The sequence below is a fragment of the Paeniroseomonas aquatica genome, from assembly GCF_030409335.1.
GTDB classification, from domain to species: Bacteria; Pseudomonadota; Alphaproteobacteria; order Acetobacterales; family Acetobacteraceae; genus Belnapia; species Belnapia aquatica.
The window spans coordinates 37040-53211 of sequence record NZ_JAUFPN010000107.1; the positions used below are offsets into that span (position 1 = coordinate 37040).

The 16172-nt window shown below is 72.0% G+C and carries 17 protein-coding genes; 13 read left to right on the top strand and 4 right to left on the bottom strand.

Going from position 1 to position 16172, the window contains the following annotated elements; genetic code table 11:
- Positions 1 to 38: 38 nt before the first annotated feature.
- Positions 39 to 1109 carry a mechanosensitive ion channel family protein gene (locus QWZ14_RS09255; protein WP_290316349.1) on the bottom strand — a complete coding sequence of 357 codons (1071 nt, stop codon included), beginning with the start codon at positions 1107 to 1109 and terminating at the stop codon, positions 39 to 41.
- 112 nt (positions 1110 to 1221) lie between these two features.
- Between QWZ14_RS09255 and QWZ14_RS09260 the strand changes: the two genes are divergently transcribed.
- Together QWZ14_RS09260 and QWZ14_RS09265 are read left to right on the top strand one after the other, a co-directional pair.
- Positions 1222 to 1437, top strand: a complete 216-nt coding sequence (locus tag QWZ14_RS09260; RefSeq protein WP_290316350.1) for a hypothetical protein — start codon at positions 1222 to 1224, stop codon at positions 1435 to 1437.
- Positions 1438 to 1501: 64 nt separating this feature from the next.
- Positions 1502 to 2137 (top strand): FMN-binding negative transcriptional regulator, encoded by a 636-nt coding sequence (locus QWZ14_RS09265; RefSeq protein ID WP_290316351.1) that lies wholly within the window; start codon positions 1502 to 1504, stop codon positions 2135 to 2137.
- On the opposite strand, the gene QWZ14_RS09270 is transcribed toward QWZ14_RS09265, so the two are convergent.
- From QWZ14_RS09270 to QWZ14_RS09280, 3 genes are read right to left on the bottom strand one after another with little or no spacing between them, the layout of a single operon-like run.
- Positions 2134 to 2823, bottom strand: a complete 690-nt coding sequence (locus QWZ14_RS09270) for an amino acid ABC transporter permease (RefSeq protein WP_290316352.1) — start codon at positions 2821 to 2823, stop codon at positions 2134 to 2136. The two genes, QWZ14_RS09265 and QWZ14_RS09270, sit on opposite strands and share 4 nt — an antisense overlap.
- Position 2824: 1 nt before the next feature.
- Complete coding sequence (locus QWZ14_RS09275; RefSeq protein ID WP_290316353.1) at positions 2825 to 3643, bottom strand: ABC transporter substrate-binding protein; 819 nt, start codon at positions 3641 to 3643, stop codon at positions 2825 to 2827.
- Between the two features lie 15 nt (positions 3644 to 3658).
- On the bottom strand, positions 3659 to 4591 hold the full coding sequence (locus tag QWZ14_RS09280; protein WP_290316354.1) for a dihydrodipicolinate synthase family protein: 933 nt from the start codon (positions 4589 to 4591) through the stop codon (positions 3659 to 3661).
- A 71-nt stretch (positions 4592 to 4662) separates the two neighbouring features.
- Between QWZ14_RS09280 and QWZ14_RS09285 the strand changes: the two genes are divergently transcribed.
- The 11 genes from QWZ14_RS09285 to QWZ14_RS09335 all read left to right on the top strand — a co-directional run bounded on the left by QWZ14_RS09285 (position 4663) and on the right by QWZ14_RS09335 (position 16172).
- Complete coding sequence (locus tag QWZ14_RS09285; protein ID WP_290316355.1) at positions 4663 to 7521, top strand: FAD-dependent oxidoreductase; 2859 nt, start codon at positions 4663 to 4665, stop codon at positions 7519 to 7521.
- Positions 7522 to 7653: 132 nt separating this feature from the next.
- Positions 7654 to 8643, top strand: a complete 990-nt coding sequence (gnd, locus tag QWZ14_RS09290) for a phosphogluconate dehydrogenase (NAD(+)-dependent, decarboxylating) (protein WP_290316356.1) — start codon at positions 7654 to 7656, stop codon at positions 8641 to 8643.
- Positions 8640 to 9134: a gluconokinase gene (locus QWZ14_RS09295; protein WP_290316357.1), complete on the top strand. Its 495-nt coding sequence runs from the start codon at positions 8640 to 8642 to the stop codon at positions 9132 to 9134. Before gnd ends, QWZ14_RS09295 begins: the two co-directional genes overlap by 4 nt.
- Positions 9127 to 9960 carry a hypothetical protein gene (locus QWZ14_RS09300; RefSeq protein WP_290316358.1) on the top strand — a complete coding sequence of 278 codons (834 nt, stop codon included), beginning with the start codon at positions 9127 to 9129 and terminating at the stop codon, positions 9958 to 9960. Before QWZ14_RS09295 ends, QWZ14_RS09300 begins: the two co-directional genes overlap by 8 nt.
- Before the next feature lie 30 nt (positions 9961 to 9990).
- Positions 9991 to 10692 carry a ribonuclease activity regulator RraA gene (locus QWZ14_RS09305; RefSeq protein ID WP_290316359.1) on the top strand — a complete coding sequence of 234 codons (702 nt, stop codon included), beginning with the start codon at positions 9991 to 9993 and terminating at the stop codon, positions 10690 to 10692.
- Between the two features lie 11 nt (positions 10693 to 10703).
- Entirely contained in the window at positions 10704 to 11132 is a 429-nt protein-coding gene (locus QWZ14_RS09310; protein WP_290316360.1) for an acyl-CoA thioesterase, read from the top strand.
- A complete protein-coding gene (locus QWZ14_RS09315) occupies positions 11129 to 12085 on the top strand; it encodes a Bug family tripartite tricarboxylate transporter substrate binding protein (protein ID WP_290316361.1) in 957 nt (318 codons plus the stop codon). The genes QWZ14_RS09310 and QWZ14_RS09315 overlap by 4 nt, the downstream gene beginning before the upstream one ends.
- 197 nt (positions 12086 to 12282) lie before the next feature.
- Positions 12283 to 12729 (top strand): cyanase, encoded by a 447-nt coding sequence (gene cynS, locus QWZ14_RS09320; protein WP_290316362.1) that lies wholly within the window; start codon positions 12283 to 12285, stop codon positions 12727 to 12729.
- Positions 12730 to 12790: 61 nt separating this feature from the next.
- Positions 12791 to 13714: a glucokinase gene (gene glk / locus QWZ14_RS09325; protein ID WP_290316363.1), complete on the top strand. Its 924-nt coding sequence runs from the start codon at positions 12791 to 12793 to the stop codon at positions 13712 to 13714.
- Between the two features lie 54 nt (positions 13715 to 13768).
- Positions 13769 to 14900, top strand: a protein-coding gene (gene prfB, locus QWZ14_RS09330) for a peptide chain release factor 2 (protein WP_290316364.1) whose coding sequence is annotated in 2 segments (ribosomal slippage) — positions 13769 to 13837 and positions 13839 to 14900 — 1131 coding nt in all. Because the reading frame shifts where the segments join, the coding sequence is not laid out codon by codon here.
- Between the two features lie 423 nt (positions 14901 to 15323).
- Positions 15324 to 16172 carry an ATP-grasp fold amidoligase family protein gene (locus tag QWZ14_RS09335; RefSeq protein WP_290316365.1) on the top strand — a complete coding sequence of 283 codons (849 nt, stop codon included), beginning with the start codon at positions 15324 to 15326 and terminating at the stop codon, positions 16170 to 16172.

The window sequence follows — 16172 nt, forward strand, 5'->3', positions numbered from 1 at the left end:
CGGCTTTCGGCCGAGGCTGGCGGCGGCGGGCAGCGCGGTCAAGCGGCGCGTGCCTCGCTGATCTCCAGCCGGGATTGCGGCAGCGCCTTCGGGTAGCGCTCCGCCAGGAAGGCGATCAGCGTCTCCCGCATCTGGCAGCGCAGGTCGAACATCGACCCGGCATCGGCCGCGCTCATCAGCACGCGGATCTCGACGCTGCGTTCCTTCAGGTCGGTCACCTGCACCGCGAAGACCCGGCGGTCCCACTGCGGGCTGGCCTCGAGCAGGCGCTGCGCCTCGGCCCGGATAGCGGCGACCGGCACGGTATAGTCCACATAGATGAAGATCGTGTCCAGCAACCGCGAGGTGGTTTTGGTCCAGTTACGGATCGGCCGTTCGGTGAAATAGACCAGCGGCACCACCAGGGATCGCTGGTCCCAGGTGGCGATGGTCACGTAGGTGGAGGTGATCTCGGCCACATGGCCCCATTCGCCCTCGACCACCACCGTGTCGCCAAGCCGGATCGGCTGGGTCAGCGCGAGCTGGATGCCGGCGATGAGGTTGGAGACCGCCGGCCGCGCCGCGAGGCCGGCGACGATGCCGGCAACTCCGGCCGAGGCGAAGAGGCTGAGCCCCACCGTGCGCACCGCGGGAATGGAGGTGAGCACCAGCCCGGCGGTCAGCGCCACCCCGGCCGAGACCGCCAGCCGGCGGAAGACGATCAGCTGGGTGCGGCGCCGGCGTTGCAGCCAGTCGGCGTTCTCGCCCAGCTCGCCCTCCATGTAGGCATCGAAGACCGCGGCCACCTTGCGGGTCAGCGCCCAGCCGAGCGCCACGACCAGCCCGAGCGCCGCCATCCGGGAGATGGCGGCGGCAGCCTGGCGCGGCAGCTCCACCGCTGGCAGGGCCGCCTGCATCGCCACCAGCGCGACGGCTGCCAGCACCGCGCCCCGGCCATAAATCAGCACCCGGCCCAGCACCGGAGCCGACCGGCCGCGCAGCACATGGTCGGCCAGCGCATAAACCGCCCGCGCCAGGGCCAGGGCCGAGCCCGGTGCTGCGACCAGGACGATCAGCAGGGAGAACCAGAGCGGCATCGCCTGCCCGCCCGGCAGCATATCGCTCAACATTCGGCACGGCCTCCATCGGCATCGCGCAGCAACGCGACGAATGGCGGGAAGGCACCACACGGGAACTGCATCCCTCGGGCCGCGCTGGAGGCTCGATACGGAGGAGGCCTGAATGACCGAGACCAAGCCGCAACCGGCCGACAGCAAGCCCGCCCAGGGTCACCCCGTTCAGGGTACGGGCGAGAAACCCTGGACCGAGGAGGAGAAGTCCCGCGGCGCCGCCAAGCCGGCGACGGAAGGCGAAGCCGGTGCCGGCGGCCGCCCGAACGACGACCGGGCAGCGACCGAATCTGCCGCGGCGAACATCGACCCCAAGCCCCAGCCTTAACCGCAGGCCTGCTCCACCGGGGGCACATTGGACAGCGGGGGCCGCGGCCCGGCATGCTGCGGCCATGTACAACCCCGCCGCCTTCCGGGAGGACCGCCCGGAGATCCTGCATGGGCTGATCCGTCAGGCCCGTCTCGCGCTGCTGGTCTCGAACGGCGCCGGCGGCGTGCCGGACGTCACCCACCTGCCGCTGACCCTGGATGCCGGGGCCGGCGCGCTGATCGGCCATGTCGCCCGGGCCAACCCGCATTGGCAGGCCTTGCGCGGCGCCGGCCGGGCCGTGGCGATCTTCCGCGGGGCGGAGGCCTATGTCTCCCCCAACTGGTATCCCGCCAAGGCGGAGCACCACCGGGTGGTCCCGACCTGGAACTACGAGGCGGTGCATGCCGAGGGTCCGGTCGAGATCATCGAGGACAGCGCGCGGCTGCATGCCATCGTCACCCGGCTGACCGCGGAGAAGGAAGCCGCGCAGCCGCGGCCCTGGGCGGTGGCGGATGCGCCGGAGGCCTTCGTCGCCGGGCAGCTCAAGGGCATCGTCGGGCTGGTGCTGCGGATCGAGGCGCTGGTCGGCAAGCGCAAGATGAGCCAGAACCGCGCCGCCGCGGACCGGGATGGCGCGGCGGCCGGGCTGGCTGCCAGCGAGGACCCGCGCGACCGCGATGCGGCGGCGGCGATCCGGCGGGTGGCCGAGGGCGCCTAGCGCCGGTCGGCGGCCTCCCCGCCGTAGCCGCGGCCGTAGCGCGCCTCCAGCCGGCGCTGCACGAGGTCCCAGAGCGTGGTCATCGCGAGGTAGTAGAGCGCCGCGACCAGGAACAGCTCCAGCACCAGGAAGCGTTCCTGGATCAGGATCTGGGTCCGCCGCAGCAGCTCGTCCACCGAGATCACGCTGGCGACAGAGGTGGTCTTCAGCAGCCCGTTCACGCTGTTGCCGAGCGGCGGGATGATGAGGCGGAGCGCCTGCGGCCAGGTCACCAGCCGGAAGACCTGGCGGCGGCGCAAGCCGAGCGCCAAGGCTGCCTCCCGCTGGCCGCGGGCGACGGAGATGATGCCGGCGCGGACGATCTCCGAGAGGTAGGCGCCCTCGTTGAGCGATAGGCCGATCAGCGCCGCCTCCCAGACCGAGAAGCGGATGCCAAACAGCGGCAGGCCGGTATAGATGATCAGCAGCTGCACCAGCAGCGGCGTGCCGCGGAAGATCCAGCAGTAGAACAGGGCGAAGCCGCGCAGCAGCCGGCTCGGCGCCAGCCGCATGATGGCGATGCCGACGCCGATCAGCAGCCCGAAGACCAGGGCGCCGAGGGTGAGCGCGACGGAGATCGCCGCGCCCTCCAGCAGGTAGGCGTTGAAGAGGTAGTCGAAGAACCCGTCCCAGCGCCAGATGGTCACCCTAGTTGGGCCCGACCACCTCGAAGGCGCCGGCGTATTCCTTGACCCCGAAGCGGTCGAGCATCGCCTTCAGCGAGCCGTCGGCGCGCATCTCGGTCAAGACCGTCGCCACCGCCTGGGCCAGCACCTTGCTGCGGAAGCCGAAGTTGATCGGCGTGCCGAAGAGGCCGGAGATGGCGCGGGTGAAGTCGCCGCGGTCGTCGTATTCCTTGGCGGTGCTGTCGATGGAGACGGCGGCATCGAGCTGGCCGACGCGGAGCGACTGGAAGGAGACGGCGAAATTGTCGAAGGGCCGGATGGTGATGGGGCGCAGGTTCTTGCCGGTGAGTTCGGTGGCGATGTCCTGGGTGCGGCGGAACTCGAAGCCGCCCTGCTCGACGCCGACGGTCAGCCCGGCGAGGTCCTCCAGCCGGCGGATGGCGCGCGGGTTGCCGCGCGGGACGCTGATGCTGATCGCCTGTTCCTCGTAGCGGACCAGGTACATCAGCTTCGCGCGTTCCTCGGTGTAGAACATGCCGGTGTTGATCATGTCCCAGCGCCGGGCGGCGAGGCCGGGGATCATGGCGGCGAATTCGATGCGGACGTTCTCGACCGCGAGGCAGAGGCGCTTGGCGATCTCGGCGCCGAGCTCGACCCGCATGCCGACGAGCTGGCCCTGGGCATTGACGAATTGCATCGGCGGCAGGGTCGGGTTGGTCGAGAGCACCAGGGTGCGGGGCTTGGAGAGCTCGCTGTCCGGCACCTTCGGGGTGCAGGTCTGGGCCAAGGCCGGGAGGGCGGCGGCCACGAAGGCGGCACCGAGCAGCAGGCGGCGGAACATGGTCGTCGGTTTCCCCTATTCGGCCGCGGCACGGGCGGCGATGGTCACGCCCATCTCCTGCAAGACCCGCGCCAGGGCCGGAACGTCGCGTTCAAGCAGCGGCAGGCGAGGCGGGCGCGGCGCGCCCATGTCCATGCCCATCAGCCGGAAGGCGGCCTTGGTGCCGGAGACGTAGCGGGGGCCGCCGACCCAGGGCAGCAGCGGGGCGAGGCGGCGGTAGAGCGCGAGCGACTTCTCCCGGTCCGCCTCGAAGGCGGCGGCAGCGAACATCTCGGTGGACAGGCGCGGCGCCACGTTGCTGCAGACCGCCACCCAGCCCACCGCGCCGAGCCAGGCGCTCTCGTAGCCGAGGACACCGGCAAAGACCTCCATCCGGTCGCCGCAGAGCGCGACGATGTCCCGTACCCGGGTCACCTCCAGCGTGCTCTCCTTGACGTAGCGGCAGTTGGGGATGGTCGAGAGCCGGGCGAGCGTCGCCGGCAGCAGGTCGACGTTGGCGGTCGCCGGGTTGTTGTAGACCATGATGGGGATGCCGATGGCATCGGCGACCGTCTTGTAGTGGTGGAAGAGCTCGTCCTCGGTCGGCACCGAGTAGTAGGGCGGGATGATCATGACGCCGTCGGCGCCCAGCGCCTCGGCTTCCTTGGACAGCGCCACCACCTCCCGCGTGTCCTCGGCGCCGGTGCCCATCAGGACGGGGACGCGGCCGGCGCCCGTGCGCCCCGCGCACTCGCGTGCGACGCGCACCACCGTCTCGGTGATGGCGGTGCGCTCCTCTCGGCTGACCGAGAGGAATTCCCCGGTGGAGCCGAGCGGGATGAGGCCCTGGATGCCCTCGGCGATCTGGAATTCGACCAGCCGCTCCAGCGCCTTCAGGTCGACCGCGGCGCCATCGGCGGTGAAGGGGGTGATGAGGACGGTATAGGTTCCGCGGAACGGCTCGGCCACGTCGCTTGCCCCTTCGGTGATGCGTGCGATGATGCGGGACTGAACAGGAAGTGGCGGAAGCCGGCAAGCGCATGCGTCTGACCCATCCCGACATCCGCCCCGCCGCCGCCCCCATCCGCATCCGCTTCGACGGCCGGGCGCTGGAGGCGCTGCCGGGGGAGACCCTGGCCGCGACGCTTTCGGCCGCCGGGATCCTCGCCTACCGCACCACCACGGGCGGCGCGCCGCGCGGCCTCTACTGCGGCATGGGCGCCTGCTTCGACTGCCTGGTGACGGTGGACGGCAAGGCCGGCCAGCGCGCCTGCCTGACCAAGGTGCGGGACGGGATGGAGGCGGCCAGCGCCGCGCCGGAGGTCCCGGCCCCCCTGGCGGCGGCGCCGGCGGCGATCCCCGAGCGGGCCTGCGACGTGCTGGTGGTGGGCGCCGGCCCCGCCGGGCTCTCCGCCGCCCGGGCCGCGGCCGAGGCCGGGGCGGGCGTCGTGGTGCTCGACGAGCGCGGCGAGGCCGGCGGGCAGTACCTGAAGCCGCTCGCCGCCGGCCATGCCCATGCCGCCCCGGACGCCCAGTTCCGCCACGGCGACGCGCTGCGCGCCGCGACCCTGGCGGCGGGCGCCGAGATCCTCACCGGCGCCACCGTCTGGGGCGGCTTCGCCCCGGAGGAGATCGGCGCCCTGCTCGGCGAGGCGGCCGTCACCTTCCGCCCCCGCCGGCTGATCCTCGCCGCCGGGGCGCATGAGCGGCCGGTGCCGGTGCCGGGCTGGACCCTGCCCGGGGTGATGACGACCGGGGCGATGCAGACCCTGGCGCGGGCCAACCGGGTCTCCCCGGGGGAGAGCGTGGTCATCGCCGGCAACGGCCCGCTGAACCTGCAGCTCGCCTGCGAATTGCTCGAGGGCGGGGTGCGGGTGGCGGCGGTGGCGGAAGCGGCGCCGCGGCCCGGCCCGGGCCAGTGGCGGCATGCGCTGGGCCTGCTGCGGGCCTCGCCCGACCTCGCCTGGGACGGCCTCCGCTACCTGCGGCGGCTGCGCCGCGCCGGGGTGCCGGTGCTCTGGGGCGCCACGATCCTGGGCTGCGAGGGGGAGGGGCGCTTCGCCGCCCTGCGGCTGGCGACGCCGGCCGGCGAGCGGCGCATCGCGGCCGATGCCTGCGCGCTGAACCTGGGCTTCCAGCCGGAGACCGGCCTCGCCCGTGCCCTGGGCGCGGAGCACCGCTTCGTCGAGGCCGGGCTCGGCCGGCTGGAGACGGTCGCCGCCGAGGATGGCCGCACCAGCCTGCCGTCGGTCTTCGCCGTCGGCGACGGCGCGGCGATCGGCGGGGCGCGGATCGCCCTGGCGCGCGGCCGGCTGGCCGGGCTGGCGGCGGCGGCGGATCTCGGCTTCGCCGCGGCGGATGCGGCCCCGGCGCGGGCCGGGCTGCGCCGGGCGCTGGCCTTCCAGGACGGGCTCTGGCGGCTGTTCGCCGCGCCGCCCTTCGATGTTTCCGCCATCCCCGACGCCACCGTGGTCTGCCGCTGCGAGGAGGTGACCGCCGGCACCCTGCGGCTGGAACGCGCCCGCGGCGCGGGCAGCCTTGGCAGCCTGAAGAAGGCGACCCGGGCCGGGATGGGACGGTGCCAGGGGCGGATGTGCGGCGCGACCGTCGCCCGGCTCTGCGGCGTGGCCGAGGAGGCGGGCTTCGCCGCGCCGCGCGCGCCGGTGAAGCCGGTGCCGGTCGCCGCGCTGATGCTGGAGGTGGCGGAGGGCGGCGACTGGCCGCTGTTCCCGGCGCCCGCCTACAACGGCTGGACCGCCCGGCCTGGCGCGAGCCGCGCCGATGCCTGCGACGTGCTGGTCGTCGGCGGCGGCGCGGTCGGGCTCTCGACCGCGCTCTACCTCGCCCGCGACGGCGCCGACGTGCTGCTGGTGGAGCGCGGCGAGGCCGGCATGGCCGCCAGCACCGCCAATGCCGGCAGCCTGCATGTCCAGCTCCTCACCTACGACTTCGACGGGCAGCAGCGGACCGGCCCGGCGCTGGACCGGCTGCCGCTCGGGCCGCGCAGCATCGCGCTGTGGCGGGAGATCGCCGCCGAGGCCGGCGAATCCCTCGGCCTCCGCACCGAGGGCGGGCTGATGCTGGCCGAGACCGAGGCGCAATTCGCCTGGCTGCGGGCCAAGGTGGCGGCGGAGCGAGCGCGGGGGATCGAGAGCCATGTGCTCGGCGCCAACGAGCTCCGCAGCCTGGCGCCCTATCTCGGCCCGCATTTCCTCGGCGCCGGCTTCGCCCCGGGGGAGGGGCAGATCGACCCGCTGCGCGGCACCGCCAGCCTGCGCCGGCTGGCGGTGCAGGCCGGGGCCCGGCTGCGCGAGGGGGTGGAGGTGCGCGCCATCGCCCGCGCCGCGGCGGGCTTCACGGTCGAGACCGGGGCGGGACCGATCCGGGCGGGGAAGCTGGTCAATTGCGGCGGCGCCTTCGCCGGGCGGATCGGGGCCATGCTGGGGCTTACCCTGCCGGTGGTGGGCGCGGTGCAGCAGGTGATCGCCACCGAGGGCGTGGCGCCGGTCCTGCGGCACCTGGTCGCCCATGCCGGGCGGCACCTGTCGCTGAAGCAGGGCGACGGCGGGCATGTGCTGGTCGGCGGCGGCTGGCCGGGGACGCTGGATGCCAAGGGCTCGCCGCGCAACCTGCGGCGGTCGATCGAGGGCAACCTCTGGGTCGCCGGGCGCGTATTGCCCGCGCTGGCGGGGATGCAGGCGATCCGCGCCTGGACCGGGCTGGCGGTGGAGGTGGACCGGGCGCCGCTGCTGGGCGAGGCGCCGGGTATTCCCGGGCTGTTCCATGCGGTGACCAGCAACGGCTATACCCTGGCGCCGGTGGCGGGGCGGATTACGGCGGATGCGGTGCTGGGGCGGGAGCGGGTGGCGCCCGAGTTCACGCTGGCAAGGTTCGGGTAGGGAAGGTTGGGGAGACGGTATTCTCCCCAGGCCCCTCATCTATTTCTACTAGTTCGAAAACTCAGAGAAAACGAAGGGGGTTCGGGGAAGTGCCTTCCCCCGAGGCTTCCTGTCTCAAGGGATACGCAAGCGATGCAACTCGGCATGGTCGGCCTCGGTCGGATGGGCGGCAACATCGTGCGGCGGCTGCTGCGCGCCGGGCACCACTGCGTCGCCTTCGACCGCGACCCGGCCCCCGGCGCCGCCCTGGCCGCGGAGGGCGCCCAGGCGGTCGCCGACCTGCCGGCCATGGTCGCCGCCCTCGAGGCGCCGCGCGCCATCTGGGTCATGCTGCCGAACGGCGCTCCGACCGAGGAGGCGCTGGCGACGCTGGCCGGGATGCTCTCGCCCGGCGACGTGCTGATCGACGGCGGCAATTCCATGTGGAAGGACAGCGTCCGCCGCGGCGCCATGCTGCGCGAGAAGGGGCTGCATTTCCTCGACATCGGCACCTCCGGCGGGGTCTGGGGCCTGGAGCGGGGCTATGCGCTGATGATCGGCGGCGAGGATGCGGTGGTCCGCCGGCTCGACCCGATCTTTGCCGCGCTGGTCCCGGGCAAGGCGGCGGCCAGCCCGACACCGGGCTATGCCGGCGACCCCCGCGCCGAGCAGGGCTACGTCCATGCCGGACCGAACGGTGCCGGGCATTTCACGAAAATGATCCACAACGGGATCGAATACGGCATGATGCAGGCCTTCGCCGAGGGCCTCGACATCCTCCACCACGCCGACAGCCCCGCCCTGCCGGAGGAGCACCGGCTGAGCCTCAACCTGCCGGACATCACCGAATCCTGGCGGCGTGGCAGCGTGGTCGCCTCCTGGCTGCTCGACCTCACCGCCCAGGCGCTGGCGCAGGACCCGAAGTTGGAGAGCTTCTCCGGCCATGTCTCGGACAGCGGGGAGGGGCGCTGGACGGTGCAGGCGGCGGTCGAGACCGCGGTCTCCGCCCCGGTGCTCTCGGCCGCGCTGTTCGCCCGCTTCGCCAGCCGGGACGAGGACCGCTTCGGGGCGAAGGTGCTCTCGGCCCAGCGCAAGGGCTTCGGCGGGCATCTGGAGGCGCCCAAGGACACCACCAAGGCATGAGCCATCTGGTCCTGGTGATGGGCGTCTCGGGGGCCGGGAAGAGCACCATCGGCACCCTGCTGGCGGCGCGGCTCGGCGTGCCCTTCGCCGATGCGGATGATTTCCACCCGGCCGCCAACGTGGCGAAGATGAGCGCCGGCCAGCCGCTGACGGATGAGGATCGCTGGCCCTGGCTGGAGGCGATCGGCGCCTGGATGGATCGCCAGGCGGCCGGCGGCATCGTCACCTGCTCCGCCCTGAAGCGCGGCTACCGGGACCGGCTGCGGGCGGGCCGGCCGCGGGTCCGGCTGCTACATCTGGCGGGCGATGCGTCGCTGATCGGCGCCCGCCAGGCCGCCCGGCCCGACCACTTCATGCCGCCCAGCCTGATGGCCAGCCAATTCGCCACGCTGGAGCCGCCGGGGCCGGAGGAGCGCGCCATCATCCTCTCGGTCGCGCCGCGGCCCGAGGTCATTGTCGCCGCCGCGCTGGCGGCGCTCGCGCGTGGCTGACCTGCCCGTCGTCTTCATGGCCGACGATGCCTATGCCGGCTGGGCGCGCAGCTTCCTTGCCAGCCTGCGGGACCAGGCGCCGGGGATGCCGGTGTACTGCATCCCCTATTCCGACCAGCTGTCCGCCATCGCCGCCCTGCGGGCCGAGTTCGGCTTCCGCATGGTCGATGCCGACTACGCCGCCATCGACGCCTTCGCCGCCGAATGCTTCCCGACCGGCCAGCGGCGCCGGCGCAACCTCCGGAAGCTGGCCGCCCTGGAGGCGCCGGGGGCGCCCTTCCTCTACCTCGACTGCGACCTGCTGGTGACGGCGCCGCTGGCCGAGGTCGCCGCCCTGCTCGCCGCCGCCCCCGCCGACCTGGTCTATTGGGCGACCAGCGCCGACTGGGTCTATGCCGCCGAGGCCCGGGCCGAGATGGCCGCCCGCTTCCCGCGCGCCCCGCTGTTCTCGGCCGGCAATTATGCGATGCTGGCGCCCGGCTTCGACGCCGCCGCCGTCATGCGGCTGATCCGGGCGGAGGATGCCCTGTACCGCCGGGTCCGCGCCCCGACCGGCTTCGACCAGCCGCTGATGAACCTGGCCTGCCATCTGGCCGGGCTGCGGCTGCTGCCGCTGCACGAGGCCGCGCCGGGCTTCACCGGGGAGGGCTTCTACCTCGACCCGGCGATCACGGCCGAGCCGGATGGCCGGCTGCTGCGGCAGGGGGCGCGGGTTGTCTCGGTGCATTGGGCCGGGGCGGATAAATCCGCCACGCCGCCGGCGCTGGCGCCGCTGGTGGCCCGCTATGCGCCGCCCCCCCTGGTCGGCCGACCGATGGGGGGGTAATCCCGTCGCAGCAATGCAAGGACGCAGGCCATGGCCCTGGACCCCGCCACCAAGGCGAAGCTCGAGACGATCACCACCGCAACCCTGACCACGGTGCTGCTGAAGAAGGGGCTGCGCAACGTCTGGATGCGCGGGCCGCAGCCCTTCTCCCCCGCCGCCCGCGGCAAGCGGCTGGTGGGCGAGGCCTTCACCCTCCGCTTCGTCCCGGCGCGCGAGGATCTGGCGACCCCGGCCTCCTGGTCCTCCCCCATCTCCACCCGGGCGGCGATCGAGGCGATGCCCGAGGGCTGCATCGCCGTCGCCGATGCCATGGGCCTGACCGATGCCGGCATCTTCGGCGACATCCTCTGCGCCCGGCTGGCGAAACGCGGCGTGACCGCGCTGGTGACGGATGGCGCCGTGCGCGACGTCGCCGGGGTGAACGGCACCGGCCTGCCGGTCTGGTGCGCCGGCGGCGCGGCCCCGCCCTCCGTCGCCTCGCTGACCTTCGTCTCCTGGCAGGAGCCGATCGGCTGCGGCGGCGTCGCGGTCTTCCCGGGCGACGTGGTGGTGGTGGACGACGACGGCGCGGTGCTGATCCCGGCGGCGCTGGTCGAGGCGGTGACCGCCGAGAGCGTCGAGCAGGAGAGGCTCGAGGCCTGGATCATGACCAAGGTCGAGGCCGGGGAGGCGCTGCCCGGCCTCTATCCGCCCAACGCCGAGAACAAGGCGCGCTACGAGGCCGAGAAGTAGGGCCTTCCCCGATGCCGCAACCGGCCCCGCCGCCCGCCCGCTTCCCCTTCTGGACGGAGGAGAAGCTGCGCATCGCCGATACCGATATGAACGGCCATATCAACAACGGCGCCATCGGGGCCTTCTGCGAGGCCGGGCGGGCGGAGGTGCTGCACGAGATCGCCGGCCCGCCGCCGGGCCGGGCCGTCGCCATGGCGGTCGCCCGGGTGGAGATCGACTACCTGCGGGAGCTGCACTACCCCGGCCGGGTCCGCATCGGCACCGCGGCGGTGCGCATCGGCAGCAGCAGCTTCACCCTGGAACAGGGGCTCTACTCGGGCGAGGCCTGCTTCGCCGCCGCCCGGTCCGTCATGGTGGTGATGGACCACGCGACCCGCCGCCCCGTCCCCATCCCGGCCGCTCTGCGCGAGGCCCTGGCCCGATTGGAGCCGATCGCATGATCCGCCGCGGCATCCTGGCCGGCCTGGCCGCCGCCTCCCTCGGCCGCCCGGCCCTCGCCGAGACCTGGCCGGCCCGGCCGGTGCGGATCGTGGTGCCCTTCCCGCCGGGTGGCACCGTGGACATCCTCGGCCGGCTGACCGCGGCCTGGCTGACCGAGGCGACCGGACAGAGTTTCATCGTCGAGAACCGCTCCGGCGCCGGCGGCAACATCGGCGCCGCCGCGGTCGCCCGGGCCATGCCCGATGGCTACACCCTGCTGATGGGCTCGCCCGGGACCCAGGCGATCAACGCGCATCTCTATCCGAACCCAGGCTACGACGGGATCGCGGATTTCGCGCCGATCTCGCTGGTGGCCGAGGTGCCGAACCTGCTGGCGGTGCATCCCTCGCTGGGCATCCGCACGGTGCCTGAGCTGATCGCCGCCGCGAAGGCGTCGCGGCTGGCCTATGGCGAGACCAGCATCGGCGGCAGCACCCATCTCTCGGCCGAGCTGTTCCGGCTGCAGGCGGGGATCGAGGGCGAGCACGTTACCTACCGCGGCAGCGCGCCGATGCTGGGCGACCTGCTGCCGGGGCGGATCGCCTGGGGCGTCGACAACCTGCCCTCCATCCTGCCGCATGTCCGCAGCGGGGCGCTGGTGGCGGTGGGCGTCACCAGCCGGGCGCGCTGGTCCGGGGCGCCGGAGATCCCGGCCATCGCCGAGAGCCTGCCGGGCTACGAGGTGACCGCCTGGTTCGGCCTGCTGGCGCCGAAGGGCACGCCCGGCGAGGTCGTCGCCACCGCCAACGCCGCCCTGGCGAAGATGCTGGCGACGCCGGCCGCGGTGCGGCGGCTGGCCGACCTCGGCGCGACGCCCATTCCCGGCACGCCGGAGGCCTACCGCGACCATATCGCCGCCGAGTTCCGGAAATGGGGCGAGGTGGTGAAGCGGGCCGGCATCCGGCTGGAGTAGCGGCCGGGCAGGCCGCGGGCACCCGCCCGGCAGCGATGCCGGTGGCGGGCCGGTCCTGCTGGCACGGGCATTGCAGCGCCGCCGGGCCGCGGGGCAATCGGCCCCTCGACCGTCAGGATGCGGCGGACCGGCACCGCCCGGCGCGCCGGCCGGCATGCGAGGGGCCGTCCGACATCCGCCCCGCAGGAGAGGCCCGCATGAACGACGCCAAGACCGAGCTCGGCCGCAAGATCCTGCGCATCAAGAAGGCCAAGGGGCTCAAATGGGGCGATATCGCCGCCCGCATCACCATGTCCCCGGTCTGGACCTGCGCCCTCTGCATGGGCCAGATGAGCGCCGAGCCGCAGCATGCCCGTGGCATCGCCGAGATGCTGGAGCTCGACGAGGAGGAGGAGGCGACGCTCTGCGAGATCCCCTATCGCGGCGCCCAGCCGATGCCACCGACCGACCCGCTGATCTACCGCTTCTACGAGCTGGTGCTGGTCTATGGCACGAGCTGGAAGGAGATGATCCACGAGGAATTCGGCGACGGCATCATGTCCGCCATCGACTACGACATGCTGCTGGAACGGCTGCCGGACCAGAAGGGCGACCGGGTGAAGATCACCATGACCGGCAAATTCCTCTCCTATAAGCGCTACTGAGGCGCTTAATTTGCGGCTTCGGTGCTGGCGGTGCGGCCCGGACATCGCCAGATTGCCGCGGATGACCACGCTCCTCGCCGATATCGGCGGCACCAATGCCCGCTTCGCCCTGGCCGAGGGCGATGCCCATACGCCGCCGGTCAGTGTCCGGCTCGATGCCTTCCCCGGCATCGCGGCGGCGATCGCCGCCTACCTGGGCGACGCCGCCCCGCCCCGCGCCGCGGTCCTGGCCGTGGCCGGGCCGGTGGAGGCCAATGCCGTCCGCCTGACCAACCGCGGCTGGCTGGTGGATGGCGCCGAGCTGGCCGCCACCCTCGGCATTTCCCGGGTCCGGGTGGTGAATGATTTCGCCGCCCTCTCCCGGTCGCTGCCGCAGCTGCGTGGCGCCGACCTGCATCCCCTCGGCGGCTCCCGGGCGGAGCCGGGCGCGCCGCTGGCGGTGCTCGGCCCGGGCACCGGCCTCGGGGTCGGCGCCTTCCTGCCGCCCGACCGGGTGCTGGTGACCGAGGGCGGCCATGCCAGCGTCGCGGCCCATACCGCGCGGGAAGCGGCGGTGGTCGAATTCCTGCGCGGGCGGCATGGCCATGTCTCGGCCGAGCGGCTGATCTCCGGCCAGGGGATCGAGAATCTCCATGCCGGGCTCGCCGCCGTCGACGGCCAGGCCGTGGCGCCCCTGCCGGCGGCCGAGGTCACCGCCCGGGCGCTGGCCGGCCGCGACCCGCGCTGCGCCGAGGCACTGGACATGTTCTGCGCCCTGCTCGGCAGCGTCGCCGGCGACCTGGCGCTGCTCTACGGCGCCCGCGGCGGGGTCTTCGTCGGCGGCGGCATCTGTCCCCGCTTCCCGGAGTTCCTCGCCGCCTCCGCCTTCCGGGCGCGGTTCGAGGCCAAGGGCCGCCTCAGCGGCTGGCTCGCGCCGGTGCCGGCCTGGCTCATCCTGCGGCCGGATGCGGCGATGCTGGGGCTGGCGGCGCTGGCCCGGGACTGACGGCCGCCGCCGCCGCTCTTGCCTCAGGTCCGCGCATGGCCTATCTGCCCGGCCATGCGCGCAGATGCCGAAACCCTGAATGAGCAGATCACCGCTTCGGTGTCCCTGCTGAGGAGGCATCTTTGACTGGGATGTCGCCCTACGCCGTCTCGATGAGCTGAACGCCAAGGCCGAGGACCCCGGCCTCTGGAACAACGCCGACCTGGCGAACAAACTCATGCGGGAACGCTCCCGCCTCGCCGACCAGACCGAGGGCGTGCTGCGGATGGAGCAATCCGTGCGCGATGCCCTGGAATTGGTCGAGCTGGCCGAGGCCGAGGGCGATGCCGATACCGCCGATGCGGCGGTCGCCGACCTCAAGACCCTGGCGGTCGAGGCCAAGCGGCGCGAGATCGAGAGCCTGCTCTCCGGCGAGGCCGACCAGAACGATGCCTATGTCGAGGTCAACGCCGGCGTCGGCGGCACCGAGGCGCAGGACTGGGCCGAGATGCTGCTGCGCATGTACCAGCGCTGGGCCGAGCAGCACGGCTACAAGGTGGCGCTGACCGAGCAGTCCGACGGCGAGGAGGCCGGCATCAAGTCGGCCACCCTGCAGGTCACGGGCCCGGCCGCCTATGGCTGGATGAAGACCGAGACCGGCGTGCACCGGCTGGTCCGGATCAGCCCCTTCGGCGGCAACGACAAGCGGCAGACCAGCTTCGCCAGCGTCTATGTCTACCCGGTGGTGGACGACAAGATCGAGATCGAGATCAACCCGGCCGACCTGCGGACCGATACCTTCCGCGCCTCCGGCGCCGGCGGCCAGCACGTGAACAAGACCGAATCGGGGGTGCGCTTCACCCATATCCCGACCGGGATCGTCGCGGCCTCCACCCAGGACCGCAGCCAGCACAAGAACCGCGCGATTGCGATGAACATGCTGAAGGCCCGGCTCTATGAGTTGGAGCTGAGCAAGCGCGAGGCGGTGAGTGCGGGTATCGAGGCCGGCAAGACCGACATCGGCTGGGGCCACCAGATCCGCAACTACGTGCTGCAGCCCTACCAGCTGGTGAAGGACCTGCGGACCGGCCTCGAGAAGGGCAATCCGGCGGCCGTGCTGGACGGCGACCTGGACGAGTTCATGGCCGCGGCGCTGGCGGCCCGGGTCGGCGCGACGCGGTCCGAGGCATCGGCCTCGGCGCGCTGACGCCGCCGCCCTGCCAGTGGTTTGGCCGGGCGGGTCGAAAAAGGCGCCGAATCAACGGGCTGGACCGCTTGCCGTGAGCCTGTGACGAATGGCAGCCGATCCAGCTATTGGCGCGGCCAAGCGCAAGCGGCGACTGATGAAACCGCTCCAGGTACTTAACTCGTTGCGAATCTTAAAATAGTATCTGATGTTCCGCGATGCGAATTGTAATTTCATTGTCTACTTTGTTACATGCTATTTGATTCGTGTAGAAAATACCTTATATAAGACAGATGATTAACTTCCGGCTGAGCTGAGATGCCAACGGCAAGTCACCTGACACAGCGGCGCATCGCGTCGTCCAGTCTCCGGACGCAGCTCGGTTCTGCCATCCGGCCCTTCTTCTACAAATTGCCGAATCAGATCGTTTCGCCGCTCCGCACCGTGAAGAAGTATTTCTTCACCTTCGGCTCGCTGCCGAACGTGCTTGCGCCGCGGACCTTCAATGAGAAGGTCAATGCGCGGAAGTTCTTTGACCACCGCCGCATCTTCCAGACCTGGGTGGACAAGCTGGCGGTCCGCGACTGGGTGGCCGGGGTCAAGCCGGGCTACGACCAGCTGCTGCCGGTCCTGCACCATGTCACCTCCGATCCCGCTGACATCCCCTTCGACCAGCTGCCCGACCGCTTCGTCATCAAGGCGTCGCATGGCAGCGGCTGGCTGCGGATCGTGAAGGACAAGGCCACCATTGACCGGAAGGCGATCATCGCCGAATGCCGGAAGTGGCTGGCCCTGAACTACTACGACGTCAATCTCGAAGGCGCCTACAAGAACATCCCGCCCCGCATTTTGATCGAGGAGTTCCTCGACAACGGCTCCGGCGAGGCGCCCGAGGACTACAAGCTCTACGTCTTCCACGGTCGGGTCGAGATCATCCAGGTGGATGTCGCCCGCTTCGGCCAGCACCGGCGGAAGATCTACGACCGGAACTGGCAGGAACAGCAGGTCGAGCTCTCGGTCACGACCTATGCCGGCACCCTGCCGCCGCCGCCGCAGCTGGCACGGCTGATCGAGGTGGCGGAAACCCTCGCCGGCGACATCGACTTCGTGCGGGCGGACCTCTACCTCGTCGGCGACCGGATCTACTTCGGCGAGATGACCCCATCCTCCGGCAACGGCTTCAACCGCTTCACGCCGGCCTCTTTCGATGCGGTCATGGGCGCCTTTTGGAAGCTCGAATCCCCGCCGCGCCTGCTGCTGAATTCGCTGCGGCGGCCGCGGGACAAGGCCTGA